Source organism: Microbacterium sp. STRO-1N (genome assembly GCF_057748015.1).
The window spans coordinates 78,392-94,425 of sequence record NZ_CM173234.1 but is presented as its reverse complement, the minus strand read 5'-3'; the positions used below and the strand labels follow the sequence as shown (position 1 = coordinate 94,425).

Annotated in this window: 18 protein-coding genes; 8 read left to right on the top strand and 10 right to left on the bottom strand. The window is 69.2% G+C overall.

From position 1 onward, the window contains the following. Window positions 1-87: 87 nt before the first annotated feature. Genes AC3ANJ_RS00490 through AC3ANJ_RS00480 form a run of 3 tightly spaced genes read right to left on the bottom strand, consistent with a single transcriptional unit; the run spans window position 88 to window position 2,065 of the window. Window positions 88-750, bottom strand: a complete 663-nt coding sequence (locus AC3ANJ_RS00490; protein ID WP_488317721.1) for a class I SAM-dependent methyltransferase — start codon at window positions 748-750, stop codon at window positions 88-90. Beyond that, complete coding sequence (locus tag AC3ANJ_RS00485) at window positions 747-1,406, bottom strand: TIGR04282 family arsenosugar biosynthesis glycosyltransferase (RefSeq protein ID WP_488317720.1); 660 nt, start codon at window positions 1,404-1,406, stop codon at window positions 747-749. Before AC3ANJ_RS00485 ends, AC3ANJ_RS00490 begins: the two co-directional genes overlap by 4 nt. Then, complete coding sequence (locus AC3ANJ_RS00480) at window positions 1,403-2,065, bottom strand: glycosyltransferase family 2 protein (protein WP_488317719.1); 663 nt, start codon at window positions 2,063-2,065, stop codon at window positions 1,403-1,405. The genes AC3ANJ_RS00485 and AC3ANJ_RS00480 overlap by 4 nt, the downstream gene beginning before the upstream one ends. A 112-nt stretch (window positions 2,066-2,177) precedes the next feature. Here AC3ANJ_RS00480 and AC3ANJ_RS00475 point away from each other — a divergent pair, with 112 nt between their 5' ends. From AC3ANJ_RS00475 to AC3ANJ_RS00465, 3 genes are all read left to right on the top strand, one after another. Next, window positions 2,178-2,900: a response regulator transcription factor gene (locus AC3ANJ_RS00475; protein ID WP_406247862.1), complete on the top strand. Its 723-nt coding sequence runs from the start codon at window positions 2,178-2,180 to the stop codon at window positions 2,898-2,900. A 1-nt stretch (window position 2,901) separates the two neighbouring features. Further along, entirely contained in the window at window positions 2,902-4,044 is a 1,143-nt protein-coding gene (locus tag AC3ANJ_RS00470; RefSeq protein WP_488317718.1) for a sensor histidine kinase, read from the top strand. 220 nt (window positions 4,045-4,264) lie between these two features. Then, on the top strand, window positions 4,265-5,182 hold the full coding sequence (locus AC3ANJ_RS00465) for a DUF808 domain-containing protein (RefSeq protein ID WP_488317717.1): 918 nt from the start codon (window positions 4,265-4,267) through the stop codon (window positions 5,180-5,182). Window positions 5,183-5,305: 123 nt separating this feature from the next. Here AC3ANJ_RS00465 and msrA read toward each other — a convergent pair whose 3' ends face one another. Continuing rightward, complete coding sequence (msrA, locus tag AC3ANJ_RS00460) at window positions 5,306-5,842, bottom strand: peptide-methionine (S)-S-oxide reductase MsrA (protein ID WP_488317716.1); 537 nt, start codon at window positions 5,840-5,842, stop codon at window positions 5,306-5,308. Between the two features lie 139 nt (window positions 5,843-5,981). Between msrA and AC3ANJ_RS00455 the strand changes: the two genes are divergently transcribed. Then, a complete protein-coding gene (locus AC3ANJ_RS00455; RefSeq protein ID WP_488317715.1) occupies window positions 5,982-6,491 on the top strand; it encodes a GNAT family N-acetyltransferase in 510 nt (169 codons plus the stop codon). Window positions 6,492-6,498: 7 nt separating this feature from the next. On the opposite strand, the gene AC3ANJ_RS00450 is transcribed toward AC3ANJ_RS00455, so the two are convergent. Then, the gene (locus AC3ANJ_RS00450; protein ID WP_488317714.1) at window positions 6,499-6,996 is read right to left on the bottom strand and encodes a hypothetical protein; all 498 of its coding nucleotides are present in this window, start codon (window positions 6,994-6,996) and stop codon (window positions 6,499-6,501) included. A gap of 76 nt (window positions 6,997-7,072) precedes the next feature. Between AC3ANJ_RS00450 and AC3ANJ_RS00445 the strand changes: the two genes are divergently transcribed. The 3 genes from AC3ANJ_RS00445 to AC3ANJ_RS00435 all read left to right on the top strand — a co-directional run bounded on the left by AC3ANJ_RS00445 (window position 7,073) and on the right by AC3ANJ_RS00435 (window position 10,399). Further along, window positions 7,073-7,975 carry a DnaJ domain-containing protein gene (locus AC3ANJ_RS00445; protein WP_488317713.1) on the top strand — a complete coding sequence of 301 codons (903 nt, stop codon included), beginning with the start codon at window positions 7,073-7,075 and terminating at the stop codon, window positions 7,973-7,975. A gap of 94 nt (window positions 7,976-8,069) precedes the next feature. Continuing rightward, on the top strand, window positions 8,070-9,728 hold the full coding sequence (locus AC3ANJ_RS00440) for a SulP family inorganic anion transporter (protein WP_488317712.1): 1,659 nt from the start codon (window positions 8,070-8,072) through the stop codon (window positions 9,726-9,728). Next, complete coding sequence (locus AC3ANJ_RS00435) at window positions 9,728-10,399, top strand: GAP family protein (protein WP_488317711.1); 672 nt, start codon at window positions 9,728-9,730, stop codon at window positions 10,397-10,399. Before AC3ANJ_RS00440 ends, AC3ANJ_RS00435 begins: the two co-directional genes overlap by 1 nt. 71 nt (window positions 10,400-10,470) lie before the next feature. Here AC3ANJ_RS00435 and AC3ANJ_RS00430 read toward each other — a convergent pair whose 3' ends face one another. Further along, window positions 10,471-10,857: an SHOCT domain-containing protein gene (locus AC3ANJ_RS00430; protein ID WP_488317710.1), complete on the bottom strand. Its 387-nt coding sequence runs from the start codon at window positions 10,855-10,857 to the stop codon at window positions 10,471-10,473. Between the two features lie 107 nt (window positions 10,858-10,964). On the opposite strand from AC3ANJ_RS00430, the gene AC3ANJ_RS00425 reads away from it, so the two are divergent. Next, window positions 10,965-11,942, top strand: coding sequence for an FUSC family protein (locus AC3ANJ_RS00425; RefSeq protein WP_488317709.1), 978 nt, complete (start codon window positions 10,965-10,967; stop codon window positions 11,940-11,942). Here AC3ANJ_RS00425 and AC3ANJ_RS00420 read toward each other — a convergent pair whose 3' ends face one another. From AC3ANJ_RS00420 to AC3ANJ_RS00405, 4 genes are all read right to left on the bottom strand, one after another. Next, on the bottom strand, window positions 11,943-12,122 hold the full coding sequence (locus AC3ANJ_RS00420) for a hypothetical protein (protein ID WP_488317708.1): 180 nt from the start codon (window positions 12,120-12,122) through the stop codon (window positions 11,943-11,945). 9 nt (window positions 12,123-12,131) lie between these two features. After that, a complete protein-coding gene (locus AC3ANJ_RS00415; protein WP_488317707.1) occupies window positions 12,132-12,515 on the bottom strand; it encodes a GntR family transcriptional regulator in 384 nt (127 codons plus the stop codon). Next, a complete protein-coding gene (locus AC3ANJ_RS00410; protein ID WP_488317706.1) occupies window positions 12,512-13,543 on the bottom strand; it encodes a hypothetical protein in 1,032 nt (343 codons plus the stop codon). Before AC3ANJ_RS00410 ends, AC3ANJ_RS00415 begins: the two co-directional genes overlap by 4 nt. A gap of 73 nt (window positions 13,544-13,616) precedes the next feature. Then, window positions 13,617-16,034 (bottom strand): glycoside hydrolase family 31 protein, encoded by a 2,418-nt coding sequence (locus tag AC3ANJ_RS00405; protein ID WP_488317705.1) that lies wholly within the window; start codon window positions 16,032-16,034, stop codon window positions 13,617-13,619.

The following is a 16,034-nucleotide window of genomic DNA, read 5'->3' as shown; positions in this document are numbered from 1 at the left end:
CGGTCGAAGGGGCCGCGAATCGTCGCCTCACGCGGCTCGACGCGGCAAGATGCGACCCCTGCCCGGCGGAGCGGCGCCGCGCCTCGCTCAGCGAACGAGGAGCGCGAACACCCGCCCCGCGTGCGCCCAGGCCTCCACCGCCTGCAACCCGGCATCCGCTGCGCACCGGCGCAGCCCGTTCAGGCCGATCTCGTACCAGGGGAACGGAAGGCTCGCGCGGCCCTCATGATCGATCAGCGTGGCCTGGAATCCGCGGTTGCGGTGGGGATCCGCGTGCACCTCGACGATCACGGCACCGCCGGGCCGAACCAGCGACGCGCAGCGCGCCAGCAGCTCGGAGGGTTCGCCGCCGATCCCGATGTTCCCGTCCATCAGCAGGGCCGTACCCCATTCGCCCTCGCGGGGGACCGCGTCGAACACCGAGCGATGCAGCACCGGCAGCCCCTGAGCGTGCGCGTGCGCGACGGCCGCGTCCGAGACGTCCACCCCCAGGCTGAGGTGGCCAGCGACGATCGCGGCCCGCACCATGCGCCCGGGACCGCAGCCGACGTCAAGGATCGCTCCTGATGCGCGCTCCAGCACCGATCGATCCGCATCGTCGGCCGCAGCGAGGAAGCGCCCCAGTTCGACGGGCGCACCCGGCGCGCCGTCGTGATCGACCATGCGCAGGACACCGCCTCCGCTGCGCAGCGCCGTCGCATACGGCGATGCGTCGCCGGCATCGAAGTGCGCAACGATCGGCAGTGTCATGACGCGCCCCCGGCGACCGGCGTGAGGCCCCACGCATCGAGCAGTCGCGCGAGAGCGCTCGAGCCGTCGAGTTCGGCCGACACCGTACGCAGGCTGTCGATGTCGTCGATGTCCGTGAGCATGGGCAGATCGGCGACGCTCAGCCCGGCATCCACCAGCCGGGCGCGCTGCACGGCGCCGGTGTCGTCCCGAGACATCGGCACACCGCGCACGAGGTCGCCACGCGGCATCCCTCCGGCGAGGCGATCGCGCAGGCCCAGTAGCCAGAAGCCGCCGTCCGAGGCCGGGCCGAACCAGGCGTCGACCCCGAGCGGCCAGCGGCGCGCCACCATGCGCAGCAGTTCGGGATCGATCTGCGGAGTGTCCATGCCGATCAGCAGCACCGGTCCGTCGAGGCGGTCGAGGACGTCCGCGATCCGGTCGTCGAGCCCGCCCGCCGACTGCGGGATCTGCTCGAACCCTGGCGTCTCGGGCAGCGCCCCCTGCACGCAGAGCACACGCCGGACGTCGACGCCGCGCACCGCCGCGATCGTGTCGTCGAGCGCCGCCTGGGCGATCTGCGCGGCATCCTCGAGCGAGAACGGCGGGTGCAGCCGCGTCTTGACCCGGCCGGGGATGCACTCCTTGGCCATGATCACCACCGTGACGCCGTTCATGCGTACCTCCGCAGCATCCGGAGCATGTCGCCGATCGCCTGAGCCGTCCCTCGGATCGTGCCGGTGACCTTGGACTTCCCCACGCGAGGGCGGTAGTCCACCGGCACCTCATCGATGCGCCAACCGGCCCGCTGCGCCCGCAGCACGAGTTCGAGCGGATACCCGCTGCGCCGATCCCGGATGCCGAGGCCCACGAGACGTTCTCGGCCGGCGGCCCGCATCGGCCCGAGATCGTGGAGTTCGACATCCATCCGCAGCCGCACGAACCAGAGCAGCGCCGCATTGGCGAAACGTGCGTGCAGAGGCCAGGCGCCTGCCGAGACGGCCATCCGGCGCCCCGACACGAGATCGGCCTCTCCTCGGCGGATCGGATCGACGACGCGATCGAGCTGACGCAGGTCGAACGAGCCGTCCGCGTCGCAGAACGCCACGATCGGCGCAGTCGCGGCCATGAGACCGGTGTGCACGGCCGCTCCGTATCCCCGCTGGCCTGCCGTCACGACCGTCGCCCCGAGGCGTCTGGCGATCTCGGCCGAACCGTCGGTGGAGCCGTTGTCCACGACGATCGCCCGGTACGACGGCGGGAGCTCGGCGAGCAGCGACGGAAGAGCCCGTGCCTCGTTGAGACAGGGCAGGATCACGTCGACGGAAGGGCTCATACCCAGAATGTAGGAACTCCGAGCCGTCAGCGCCGCCCCCAAACCCTTACGAACCGCGGACGCCGGGCGACCTTCGCGCCCGCCGGCCGATCGCCCCGCCTAACCTGGGTGCATGACGTCGACCGCGCCCGCCGAGCCCGCAGGGGACCTCGCCGACCGTCGCGTGCTCATCGTGGAAGACGACCCGATGGTGTGCGAGGTCGCCGAGACGTATCTGCACGCGGCCGGGTTCCTGGTGGACGTCGCGTCCGATGCGTTCTCGGGGCTGGATGCCGCGGCGAAGGGCCGCCCCGACCTGATCGTCCTGGACCGCATGCTGCCGGGGGTCGACGGCGTCGAGGTGTGCCGGCGCATCCGCGAGACATCGCAGGTGCCGATCATCATGCTGACCGCTCTCGGTGCGCCGGAGGACCGCATCGACGGGCTCGAGGCCGGCGCGGACGACTACCTCACCAAGCCGTTCTCGCCGCGGGAACTGGTGCTGCGCGTGCAGTCGGTGCTGCGCCGGAGCCTCGCGGCGTTCGCGCCGGAGGCGCCGTTCGACCTCGGCCCGTTCCATCTGGATCCCTCGGCGCGGATCGTGACGGCCTCGGGGACGCCGCTGGAGCTGTCGGCCCGCGAGTTCGACCTGTTCGCTTTCCTGCTCAAGCACCCGCGGCAGACGTTCGACCGCCAGACACTGCTGCGCACGGTGTGGGGTTGGGAGTTCGGCGACCTCTCCACCGTGACGGTCACCATGCGCCGGCTGCGGGAGAAGATCGAAGCCGACCCCGGCCATCCGGAGATCCTCGTCACCGTCTGGGGCGTGGGATACCGACTCGATATCGGAGGCTGACATGCCGCTGCCCGACCTCCTCACCATCGTCGGCATGGCCCTGGCGTGCGCGCTCGTCGTCGGCGCGCTGGGCCTGCTCGCGCTGCACCTCCTGCGTCGGCGCCCGCTCATCGCGCAGCTGTTCGTCGTCGTCCTGACCTCGGTGCTGTCGCTGGCCGCCGGGGTGCTCGCCGTGGCCCTCGCGATGTACATCTCGCCGCACGACTTCCTCGTCGTCGTGACCGTCACGATCGTCTCCGCCATCGTCTCGGTCGGCATCGCCCTGCTGCTCGGTCTGCGCATCGCACGAGCGGGCGACGAGCTGCGTCGCCTCACGCACGCGATGGGAGACGGAGAGGTCGTCGACCAGCATCCATCAGCATCCCCCAGCGCCGAGTTCGAGGCCCTGGCGACCGAACTCGCCGAGACGAGCCTCCGACTCGCACAGGCCCGCGAGGAGGTGCAGGCCATCGACGCATCACGGCGCGAGCTGGTGGCGTGGATCTCGCACGATCTGCGTTCTCCGCTGAGCGGCCTGCGGGCGATGACCGAAGCGCTCGAGGACGGGCTCGCGTCGGACCCGGCCCGCTTCCACCATCAGATGCGGCTGCAGGTCGACCGGCTGACCGCGCTCGTCGACAACCTCTTCGAGCTGTCGAAGATCTCCTCCGGAACGCTCGTGCTCACCCTGGAGCCCCTGTCGCTGCACGACCTCGTCAGCGACGCGGCGGCGGAGCTCGCTGCGGTCGCGCAGGCCAAGAGCATCGTGCTCGTGGAGCGCACCAGCCCCGACCACACGCTGGTCGGGGACCCGCGCGAGCTCTCCCGCGTGGTGTCGAATCTGCTCATGAACGCTCTCGAGCACACGCCGACCGGTGGCGAGGTCCGCATCAGCACGGTGCAGGATGCCGAGGGCGTGATGCTCTCGGTCCGCGACTCGGGCTCGGGCATCGCCGAGGAGGATCTGCACCGCATCTTCGATCCGGGCTGGCGCGGCACGCACGCCCGCACGCCGGGAACGGGGATCGCCGGCACCAGCGGCGCAGGGCTGGGACTGGCGATCGTGCGCGGGATCGTGGAGGCGCACCAGGGCCGCATCAGCGCGACGAACGAGCCGACCGGATGCCGATTCGACGTGCGTCTGCCGAGTGCGGTCGAGGGCTGAAGGGCGCTGCGCCCCGCGCCCGCGCCCGCGCCCGAATCGGAGGAGAACGCGCGAACGGGAGGACCGGAACGCGGTGATCGCTCCTCCCGTTCGCGCGTTCTCCTCCCGAACGGTCCGCCGGAGTAGGGGCGACGGCCTGGGGGATGCTGAGGCGCACGCCGAGCGAACCAGCCACGCGTCCCCGCTAGAGTGGCACCCGGCATCACACACAGGGGGTCCCATGTCGGTTGGTCTGCTCGCGGTCGTCGACGACATCCTCAGCGCCGCGCTGAAGGCGTCGTCCAAGGCGGCCGGCGTCGTGATCGACGACGCCGCGGTCACGCCGCAGTACGTGCAGGGCATCACGCCCGCGCGCGAGCTGCCAGTGGTCCTGAAGATCGCGCTCGGATCGCTGGTCAACAAGTTCGTGATCATCATCCCGATCGCGCTGCTGCTGACCGCGTTCGCCCCGTGGGTGCTGCCGTATCTGCTCATCATCGGCGGCACGTACCTCTGCTTCGAGGGCTCCGAGAAGGTGCTGGAGTGGTTCGGGTTCCATCACGGCCATGCCGACGAGGGCGCACGCGACGAGAACAAGCTCGTGTTCGGCGCCGTCCGCACCGACCTCATCCTCTCCACCGAGATCATGCTCATCTCGCTCGCGAACCTCGAGTCGGGGCTGAGCATCTGGATGACCCTCGGCATCCTCGCCGTGATCGCGCTGCTGATGACGGGCGTGGTCTACGGCGCGGTGGCGCTGCTGGTGAAGATCGACGACATCGGCCTGAAGATGGCGAAGAACTCTGACCGCCGCGTGCGGCACACCGGCACCAGGATCGTGCGCTCGATGCCGGCCGTGTTCCGCGTCATCTCGGTGATCGGCACCGTCGCGATGCTCTGGGTCGGCGGCCACCTGGTGCTGGCGAACCTCGGCGCCGTCGGGCTGGTGGGCATCACCGACTTCGTCCACGGGGTCGAGCACCTGCTCGAGCCGCTCGGCGGATTCGTGGTCTGGGTCGGCGACACCCTGATGTCGGCCATCGCGGGTCTGGTCCTCGGACTCGTGATCGTCGGAATCGTGCTGCTGATCGGTCGGATGCTGGGCAAGGAGCCGAGCTTCACCGAGGGCGGGGAGTCCCCCGCCGACGTGCACGCCTGACACCGCGGTCGCCCGGCGGAGGCGACGGATCACGGATGCCGTGACGATTCACGGACGAATCCGGTGAATCGATCCGTGAATCGTCACCGGGTCCGTGAATCGTCACGGTCCGATCCTCGTGGGTCAGACGTTCGCGCGCCGCGGCAGCACCCAACCGGCCCGTGGGAAGTGACAGGTGTACCCGTTGGGGATGCGCTGCAGGTAGTCCTGGTGCTCGGGCTCGGCCTCCCAGAACGGGCCCTCGGGCTCGATCGTGGTGACGGCCTTGCCCGGCCACAGCCCCGACGCGTCGACGTCGGCGATCGTGTCGCGGGCGACCTGCTCCTGCTCGGGCGAGAGCGGGAAGATCGTCGACCGGTAACTGGATCCGATGTCGTTGCCCTGGCGGTTCAGCGTGGACGGATCGTGGATCTGGAAGAAGAACGCCAGGATGTCGCGGTAGGTCGTCTTCGTGGGGTCGAACACGATCTCGACCGCCTCGGCGTGACCGGGGTGGTTGCGATAGGTCGCGTGGTCGTTCTCGCCGCCCGTGTATCCGACGCGGGTGTCGAGGACGCCGGGCTGACGGCGGATGAGGTCTTCCATGCCCCAGAAACAGCCGCCGGCGAGGACGGCGGTCTCGGTTCCGGGCGTGCGGGTGATGGCTCCGGTGTCGGTCATGAGTGGCACTCCTTCTCTGACGCTGCTCTGATGTGAGGTGCGTCCACAGAGGACAACGACGAACGCAGCGATTTTGGTCCCGAGTCGTCCCTGTTCCAGGGTACGCGCGCTGACCACCCATCCTGCTAGCGTCGACGACGTGCACATCAGGGATGCCGAGGCCGCCGACCTCACCACGATCACCGAGATCCACAACGATGCCGTCGTGAACACCACGGCCGTCTGGGACGAGCAGACCGTCGACGTCGCCGACCGCGCGGCCTGGCTGGCCGATCGCACCGATCATGGCTTCCCGGTGCTCGTCGCCGTCGATGATTCCGGAGTCCTCGGATACGCGACGTTCGGTCCATGGCGCGCCCGCAGCGGGTACCGCCACACGGTCGAGCTCTCCGTCTACGTGCATCCCGACCGTCAGGGCCGCGGCATCGGCAACGACCTCATGTCGGCGCTGATCGAACGGGCGCGCGAGCTCGGCGTGCACGTGATGATCGCCGCGATCGAGAGCCGCAACGTCGGCTCGATCCGCCTGCACGAGAAGCATGGATTCGTGCAGACGGGCCTGCTGCCTCAGGTCGGCACGAAGTTCGGCGACTGGCTCGATCTCGCGTTCCTGCAGCTCATCCTGGACGAGCGCACAGCCCCGGCCTGAGCGCGACCTACTGCGCCGGCAGGCAGCCGCCGTCCATGATGATCCCGCCCACTTCGATGATGACCTCCTCCGGGGTCACCGCACCGAAGACGCAGCCGCCCTCTGGGCCGGCGACGCCGAACAGGACGTCCCCGGCGCCGGATCGGAGCTGCGGCTGAGGCAGCCCGGCATCCGTGATCACCTGCTCGACGGTCTCGGCCGAGATGGTTCCGGACACGCGGATCTCCTCCAGCCCCGCCCGCACGGGCTCGACGAACTCCTGCGCCGCCGCGGTCGCGTCCTCCGACATCTCCATCCGCTGGCGGTATCGGTCGTTCTGCGCCATCGCCGCATCCGGGTCGTACGGCGCGCATTCGGGCGGAAGCTCCGCACCCTCCACCTGCGGGCATGCGGCGGTGGGCGTCGGCGTCGGCGTGCCCTCGGCACCGGGCGCACCGGCGCCCGCGCATCCGACCAGCGCCGCCAGCACGACGAGACAACCCACGACACCGATCCTGCGAGACATGCGACCTCCCCCTCGGCGCCGTCCGGCGCGTCGCCTCATGCAAGCACACGCGCTCACGGATCGATAGCCTGAACCGGTGTTCGACAGCCCTCTCTCAGCGTCGGCGTACGAGGTGCTCGGCGTCGCCCCCGACGTGGACGACGACGGGTTGCGCCGTGCCTATCGGCTGCGCCTGCGCGAGACCCACCCCGACACCGGAGGGGATGCCGCAGCCTTCATCCAGGTCCAGCACGCGTGGGAGCTGATCGGCACGGCCGACGCTCGCCGCGCCTACGACCGCGGACACGACGACGGAGATCGGCTGCAGTGGGGCGGACGGATGACCGGCGCGAGAGCCGGGACCCGCCCGAAGACGGCATCCTACGGCCGCGCCGGCTCCTGGCGTCGCGAGCGCTATCTGTCCCTCGTCCGAGAGTGGGCGGAGGGCGAGGTCGCCGATCCGTACTCGCCGGCCTTCGTCCGTTCAACGCCGTGGAGTCTGCGCCGTCTGCTGGCGGATGCTCTCGCCGAGGAGGACACCGCTCGGGCGATGGAGGACCTCGGTATCGGCTTCACCGTCTGGCACGCCGTCGCCACCGGCCCCGGCGATGAGACGCTGGACCATGTCGTGCTGAGCCCGACCGGCCTGTACGGTCTGGTCTCGGAGGACTTCGGTGGACCGGTGGGATTCCGCCGCGACGAGATCACGGGTCCTGAAGCCGGAGATCGGATGCCGATCCGCGAACTACTCTCCCGCATGCGAGCCGTGGCGCGCTCCGCGCGGGTGCGTTTCGGCGGAGCGATCGTCGTGCTTCCGGATGACGACGTCGTCCAGCCCGTCACGCAGCTCGGAGTCGTCGGGAACGTCTCCGTGATCGCCGTGCGGCGCAGCGCCCTGCGCACCGTCCTGCGCACCGGAGTCCCCGGTGCGCGCATCGTCGGCGGCAACGAGCTCTTCGACGTGCGCACGCGTCTGAAGCAGACCGTTCGGACCCGCTGAGGCCTCATCCTTCCCGCGTGATCTTTCGGCCCGGCGGTGGCCGCAGGGGGCTCTCGAGTGCCAATGTGGGACAGGACGTACGAGAGGAACCACGATGCAGCGCCCTTTGGCCGGCCTCACTTCCAAGAATCTGGCTTCCGAGCTGACCGCCGGCGTCACGCTCCTCGCGATCGCGATCCCGCTGAACATCGGGTACGCGCAGATCGCCGGCCTCCCGCCGACCGCCGGCCTGTACGCGCTGATCGTGCCGACCATCATCTATGCGCTGGTCGTCTCGTCGCGCCAGGTGGTGGCGTCGCCGGATGCCGCGGCCGCCGCCCTGGTCGCCTCATCGGTCGGCGGGCTCGCCGCCGCCGGCAGCGCCGACTACGCGACTCTCGCCATGGCGCAGGCGATCATCTGCGGCATCATGTTCATCCTGCTCGCGGTGTTCAAACTCGGCTTCCTCGCCAATTTCCTCTCCAAGCCGATCCTCGTCGGCTTCGTCGGCGGGCTGGCGCTGGACATCATGGTCAGCCAGGTCGCCAAGATGCTCGGCGTGAAGATCGAATCCGGTGGCGAGTTCGTCGAGAAGGTCTACGATCTGATCACCGGTCTCGGCACGATCAACGGCTGGTCGGTCCTGATCTCGGTGGTCTCGGTGGCGGTCCTGATCTTCGGCCGCGTCTACCTGCGGGCCGTGCCGTGGGCGCTCGTGGTGCTGGTGCTCGCGACCGTCGTCGTCGTCACCGCCGGCCTCGACCAGAAGGGCGTCGCCGTGCTGGGCGAGGTCCCGGCCGGCGCGCCGGCGCTCACGTGGCCGATGCTGGAGTGGACCACCTGGCTGGCGCTGATTCCCTCCGCCATCGCGCTGACGCTGGTAACCACCGCCGAAGGCCTTCTCGTCTCGCGCTCGTATTCCGAGAAGCACGGCTACCCGTTCCGCGCGAACCGCGATCTGATGGCGTTCGGCTTCGCGAACATCGCCGCGGGCGCGCAGGGCAGCTTCTCGGTCGGATCATCCACCTCCCGCACCGCCGCGATGGACCAGGCCGGTTCCCGCACCCAGCTGCCCTCCCTCGTCCTCGCGGTCGGCACGCTGCTGCTGCTCCTGTTCGGCACCGAGCTGCTGGCCGACATCCCCTCCCCCGTGATCGGCGCGATCGTGGGTGTCGCGGTCATCCCGCTGCTCGGCATCCGGGAGTTCATCGACCTGTGGAAGGCCGACCGCTTCGAGTTCGTCATCGGCGCGATCTGCTTCCTCGTGACGCTGTTCGTCGGCTCGATCCCCGGCATCCTCGTGGCCTTCGTGCTCGCGCTGATCAACATCGCCAAGCGGGCGGCCAGCCCGGCCATCGACGTCCTGGAGTCGTCCGGCGATCCGGGCGAATCCCTGCTCGAGGACGCGCCGGCAGGGACCGTCACGGCCCCGGGCGTCATCGTCGTCCGCATGGCGGCCCCTCTCTTCTTCGCGAACGGCGCCGTGTTCACCACCGCTGTCAAGGACGCCGTCACCGCCGCCGGCGACGGCCAGGTCGAGCACGTCGTCGTCGACATGGAGGCCGTCACCGACATCGACGTGACCGGCGCCGAGTCCTTCGCCGCGCTGAAGACCTGGCTTGCCGACGAGAACATCACGCTGGGCTTCAGCCGCGTGCGCCCGAACACCCAGCATCGCCTCAGACGCCTGGAGCTGCTGACGGACGAGAAGCTCTACACCACCAACCGCGCCGCGATCATTGATCTCACCGGCGCTGAAACGAAGGACAGCTGATGAATGCCGTCATCGGGGAGCTCCTCCCCCTCGCACTCGGAGTCGCGATCAGTCCGATCCCGATCATCGCCGCGATCCTCATGCTGCTCTCGCCCAAGGCGCGAGTGACGAGTGTGGGGTTCCTGCTCGGCTGGCTGATCGGCATCATCCTCGCCGTCACCGTGTTCACCCTGCTGTCCTCGATCCTCCCCGAGAGCGACGAGGACGCCTCGCAGCCGATCAAGGGCATCATCCAGCTCGTCCTCGGAGCGCTGCTGTTCCTGCTGGCGCTGAAGCAGTGGCGCAGTCGCCCCCAGGAGGGCGAGGAGCCGAAGCTGCCCGGATGGATGCAGGCGATCGATAAGGTCTCCTTCTTCGGCGCCTTCGGGCTCGGTTTCCTGCTCTCTGCCCTCAACCCGAAGAATCTCATCATGGCGGCCGGCGCCGGCACGGACATCGGAGCAGCCGAACTGTCCTCCGGTTCGATCATCGGCGTGATCGCGATCTACACGCTGATCGCAGCATCCACCGTCCTGATCCCCGTGGTCGGCTACCTGATCGCCGCCGACAGGCTCAGCGGCACGCTGGATGCTCTGCGCACCTGGCTGACCAAGGAGAACGCGGTCATCATGGCCGTGCTGCTGCTCGTGATCGGCTTCTCGATGATCGGCAAGGGCATCGGGAGTTTCTGAGTTCAGCCCGTGGCAACGTGAAGGGGGACGATCCGAGTCGGATCGTCCCCCTTGCCATGGAGTTCAGCGGATCAGCTGAGCGCCTTGGCCTTGAGCTGCGCGAAGTCCTCTGCCGTGATGGCGCCGGAGTCCAGCAGCGCCTTCGCCTTGGCGATCTCCTCGGACGGGCTCGAGCCCGCGACCTGCTGGATGTACGAATCGGTGGCTTGCCTGACCTGCTGCGCCTCGACGGCACTGCGCTCTGCCATGCCCTTGCCGCGCGCGATCAGGTAGACCAGCGCGGTGAGGAACGGCACGAAGATCAGGAAGAGCACCCAGATCGCCTTCAGCCAGCCGTTCAGCTTCCTGTCGCGGAAGAGGTCGCCGATGATGGCGAACAGCGCGAACAGGTAGGCGATGAAGGCGAATGCCCAGACGAACCACCAGATGATGTCCCAGAACGATGTCCAGAAGTTCATGATGAACCTTTCGGTTGTGCTCCCCCGCGGAAACTGTGCGGATGCTGAGAACGCTATCGTTCCCACGGGGTCCGCGTCCACGGTCGTCTCCGTGTATAACGGGTGTCATGCAGGTGCCCGCAGGACTGACGTGGCAGTGGTCGCGCTTCACGCTCGGTGTGGTGTTCGCGCTCCCCGGCATCCTCGTGGCTCCGCTCTCGCCGACCGCGGGACTCGCCCTGGCCATCGGCGTCCTGCCGGCTGCCGCGTTCGGTCTGCCGGCCCGGCGCAGCCGACGCGCGATCCTCCCGATCGTCGGAGTGCTCAGCGCCCTGGGTCTTCTACTGGGTTCGACGCTGACCCGCGTCCCCGCGATCGCCGTCGTGTCGCTCTTCATCCTTTCGGTCGCCGCCAGCCTCAGTACGCGGTGGGGCCGCCTCGGGCAGCTGATGCTCGCGCTGGTGCTGCCGCTGGTGGGCATGGGATTGAGCTTCCCCGAGCTGTCCACGACCTGGGTGATGGCGGCGTGCATCGTCGCGGGGTCCGTGTACGCCTGGCTGGTCTCACTGCTGTGGCCGGAGCGCGATGAGCATCTGCCGCCGACGCCTCCGACGACGCGGGGCGCCGATCTCATCGGCTACGGCATCCTGCTCGGTCTGGCGAGCGCCATCGCGGCATCCATCGGGTACGTCCTCGACCTCGAGCACGTCGGGTGGGCGACCGGGACCGTCCTGCTCGTCATGCGGCCGGCGCGCGGCCAGGTCATCCTGCGCAGCGTCGGACGCGCCGCGTCGGTCTTCCTCGGCGCAGCGGCTGCGCTTGTCTTCGCCTTGTTCGAACCGGGCGGGGCGCTGATCGGGCTCCTGATCGCCCTCGCGATCGGCGCCATGAGCGCCATGCAGGAGAGCCGCTGGTACGTCGCACCGGCCTTCACCACCCTGGTGGTGCTCACCCTGATCCTGTCGACGTCCACGGCATCACCGGGCGCCCGCTTCGTGGAACGGACCATCGAGACACTGCTGGGCGTCGGCCTGGCTCTGGTCTTCGGCGCGGCGGTGCCGTCCCTGATCGCGCTGCTACGGGCGCAGATCGCACGCTCGCGATGATCAGTCGTCGCTCGCGCTGAAGACGTTGCGCAGCACGAGGAACACGACCAGCGCGACGACGGCGACGATCGCCAGCTTCGCGATGAACCACAGCACGGAGAACAGCAGACCGACCAGCCACCAGGCGATCACCACGGCGACGATGACACCGAGAATGGTCCAGATCGTGTTCTTCGTCATGGCTCCAGCTTACGGAGTCGCTCCCCCGGCCTCCGCCTGCCAGACCACGCGCAGCACGTTGAGGACATCGTCGCGATCCGCGCCGGTCGCACCTGCCTCGTCCACCAGCTCGCGGATCCGGCGGATCACCGAGCCGGGAAGCACCGCCGCCGAGGGGGCGACGCGGGTCCCCGCGGCCGTTCGACTCACCACGAGGCCGTCCTGCTCGAGCATCTTGTACGCCTTGGCCGCGGTCCCAGGAGCGACGCCGAGGTCGGCGGCGGTCTGCCGCACCGTCGGCAGGCGCTCGTCAGCACCGAGCTGCCCCGAGAGGATGAGCCCGCGGAGCTGGCGATAGATCGCGATCGTCGGACTCGCCTCGTCTGACGTCGACGCGAGAGGCTGGACGGTCATCGGATCGCCTCGACCCCGAGCGCCCGCATCGCCGGAGCGCCGGAGAGGGCGAATCGGGGAACTCGGGCGACGACAAGCAGGAGGACCACGAAGGCCGCGATCTCGAGAAGCGGCGCGAGCCATCCGAGAAGCACCGCCAACTCGGCGTATCGCCATGTTGCTTCATAGGCGCCACCGTTCTGCCCCTCGATGACGACGCCCGTGATGGTACCGGCGCGCGCGATCAGCCGCCATGCGCCGGCGAGGGCGAGCAGCATCCCTGCCGAGGCGACCCCGACGATCCCCGAGGCGACTCCCCGGCGCCCTTCGCGCTCCGCGACGACGGCCTCCGGACGGAGATACGGACGTGCGGCGTTGGCGTGCAGCGCCGCCCAGGCGACCGCCACCAGCGCAGCCAGGCACAGCAGCACCGGCACGCCGTAGGTCCACCCGTAGAACCACGGTCGCAGCGAATCGACCTCCGGCTCGTTCGCGATCGGGATCTCCAGCCACACGTACCAGCCACGGCTGTTCGGCGTCGACGCCAGTCCCGCGAGAAGGGTCGTCGCGAGCAGGATCAGGAACAGGATGCCGGTGCCGATGATCCCCAGTTTCGGACCGAAGCTGCGCCATGTGCGTCGGGCCACAGGCGGAACCGGGATCTCGGACAGCGCCGTGCCGCGAGTGAGGACGAGAGCGAGCAGGACACCGAGCCCGAGGGCCGCCACCAGCAGCGGGGTGGCGTACCGCCACCAGGCGACGGCGTCGACGAGATCGAGCACATATCCGCTGAGCACGTGCTCGCCCACGAACAGGACGATCACGGCGAGTGCGGCGATCGACAGTGTTCGCCGCACCGGCAGGTACCTCCGCCGCAGCGACTGGCGCACGTCGTCCGACAGGTCGGTCGGCGCCGCGTCGTCACGAGGTCGCGTCAGGATGATCAGGATGCCGGCGGCGAGGAGCCCTGCGAGCAGCAGCGAGAACAGCGGTGTCGAGAACGCCGCTGCGACCAGGTCCAGCGGACCGAATGCGGTCGAGTCCGGCATGAGTGCCTCCGATCAAAGTTGTGTCATATGTATATCACAACTTGTATCAAGACTAAGGAACAATGTTGTCGAGTCACCAGGCGGTGACCGCAGCGAGCTGTTCTGTCAGCGCATCTCGGAGCTCCGCGGGCAGGTCCATCGCCGCGATGGCGTCCGTCGCTGCATGCTCCGTGATGGCCCTCCAGGCGAGTCGCTTGGTCTCGTAGCCGATCCCGGCGTGCTGCAGCTGCGCGAAGACCCGCTCCGGATCGAACGGCGCCGACCGCTCCGCGCCGAGGATGCGCAGCGTGAAGCCGCCGTCGAGCGCGACGTCCCCGAGGTCGACGCCGAGGGCCGCCGGTGCGAGCGCCTCCGGGTCGGCAGGCAGCACCCGAGAGGGCAGCCCCCGCCCGTCCTGGAGCGACACGGACTCGGCGCCTGCGACGCCGGGGATCCGCACGGATATCCGCCGAGCACGCAGGAGGGCGCCGGAGTGCGTCGCCACCAGCGTGATGTCCGCACGCCCGTCCGCACGCACCTCGATCGTCTGCGCGAACGTCACGATCCCCGGCGCCGGATCGGCCGAGCCGTCGTCCTCCACGAGAGTCGAGGCGGCGGTTCCGGGGATCGCCAGAAGCTCCATGTGCTCCGGCGCGTCGGCCGCATGAGACATGGGGTCCGCATCGAGGGGGACGACGGCACCGGAGCGCGCGAGCACCGGATACTCCTCGAGCGAGCGCGTCAGCAGCACCTCGCGCGAGCCGCGATAGCGCAGTCCTGTGATGAGGTCGACCCACTCGCCTTCGGGCAGCCACGCCCTCGCCGTCGCGAGCAGCGCGGACGTCTCGCGCGGCGCCGTGATCGGCACCACCATGAGGTGCTCGCCGAGCAGGTACTGGTCGGGATGCCGGTACGCACCGTCCGCGCGCGGAGCATCGTGATACAGCGGACGCACGACGCTCACATGGTCGCGGTGGGCCGCCCACGCCGCGGTGTAGAGCATCGGGATCAGCCGGTGCCGCAGTCGCAGATACCGGCGCATGATCGTCGCGGCCGGCTCTCCGTACGCCCACGGCTCCTTCGAGCTGAACGGATTGGTCGACGAGTGCAGCCTGTTGATCGGCGACAGCACGCCGAACTGCAGCCAGCGGACGGCGAGTTCGACGTCATGGACGCCGTGCATGTGCCCGCCGATGTCGTGGCTCCACCACGTGTATCCCGCGTTCGCGGCTGTCGCGGTGAACGCCGGCTGGAACGCGAGCGACGCCCAGCTGACGATCGTGTCGCCCGAGAACCCCACGGGATATCGGTGTCCGCCGCGCTCGGTGTAGCGCGAGAACGTCAGCGGCCGGCGTCCGTGCCGGGCCGAGGCGTGGAAGTGCGTGTGGTTCAGCATCCAGAGCGGATCCAGGCCGGGAAGGTGCGAATGCTCGCCGGACTGCCAGTCGATCCACCAGAAGTCGACGCCCTGATCCTCGAGCGGCCCGAGCACGTGCTCCTGATAGGCGTCCATGAACCGTCGGGAGGACACGTCGAAGTCGATCGGGATTCCCGTCGCCGGGTCGATCCCCATCGTCTCGGCGACCGCGGCGTACGACGACTCGTGGCGACGGATCCCGTCGGCGGGATGCAGATTGAGCGTGACCGCGAGCCCTCGGTCGTGCAGTTCTGCGAGGAACCGCTCCGGATCCGGGAACAACTCGCTGTTCCAGGTGTACCCGGTCCAGCCGGTCCCGATCGCCGGATCGACGTCCACGACGTGCCAGTCCATGTCGATCACGGCGACGGACAGCGGGATGCCGTCGTCGTGGAACCGCGTCATCAGCGCGAGGTACGCGGTCTCGTCGTACGCCCAGTATCTGCTCCACCAGTTGCCCAGCGCGAACCGCGGCACGAGGGGGATGGGACCCGTGAGCTCATGGAAGGCTCGCAGAGCCGCGGTGTGGTCGCGGCCGTATCCGAAGAAGTAGAAGTCCTGACCCGTGCTGTCGCGCGGACGGATCCATCCGTCCTCGCCGAGAAGCAGCGAGCCGGAATCGTCGAGCACGCCGAAGCCGAAGGTCGACAGGATCCCCGGCGGGACCTCGATCGCCCCGTCGATCTCGTCGAGTGTTCGCACCGTGCTCCCGAGGTTGCCGCGCAGCGGCAGGGTCTGCGGATACACCTGTCCCGGCCGCCACGTCGTGTAGTGCACGTCGGTCGCTCCCGCCAGCAGGGTGATCGAGAGCCCGGCCGTGCTGGGCATCCGCTCGTCGTAGCGCAGGCGAAGGCTGTCGGTGGTGATCTCGATGCCGTGCTCGGTGCGCGCGACCCGGAACGCCGGTACCGGAAACCTGCGGTTCATCACCTGCTGTGTCTTCTCGTCGACGAACCGCTCCTCCGAGTCCCACTCGACGCGGATCAGACGGTCCGTCAGGACGGAGATCCGGTAGCCGGGTCCGGTGACGGTCGCATCGTCAGCGGCCGGCGCCGGCGCTCCGTCCGACAGCGAGATCTTCGTGTGCTCCGGCAT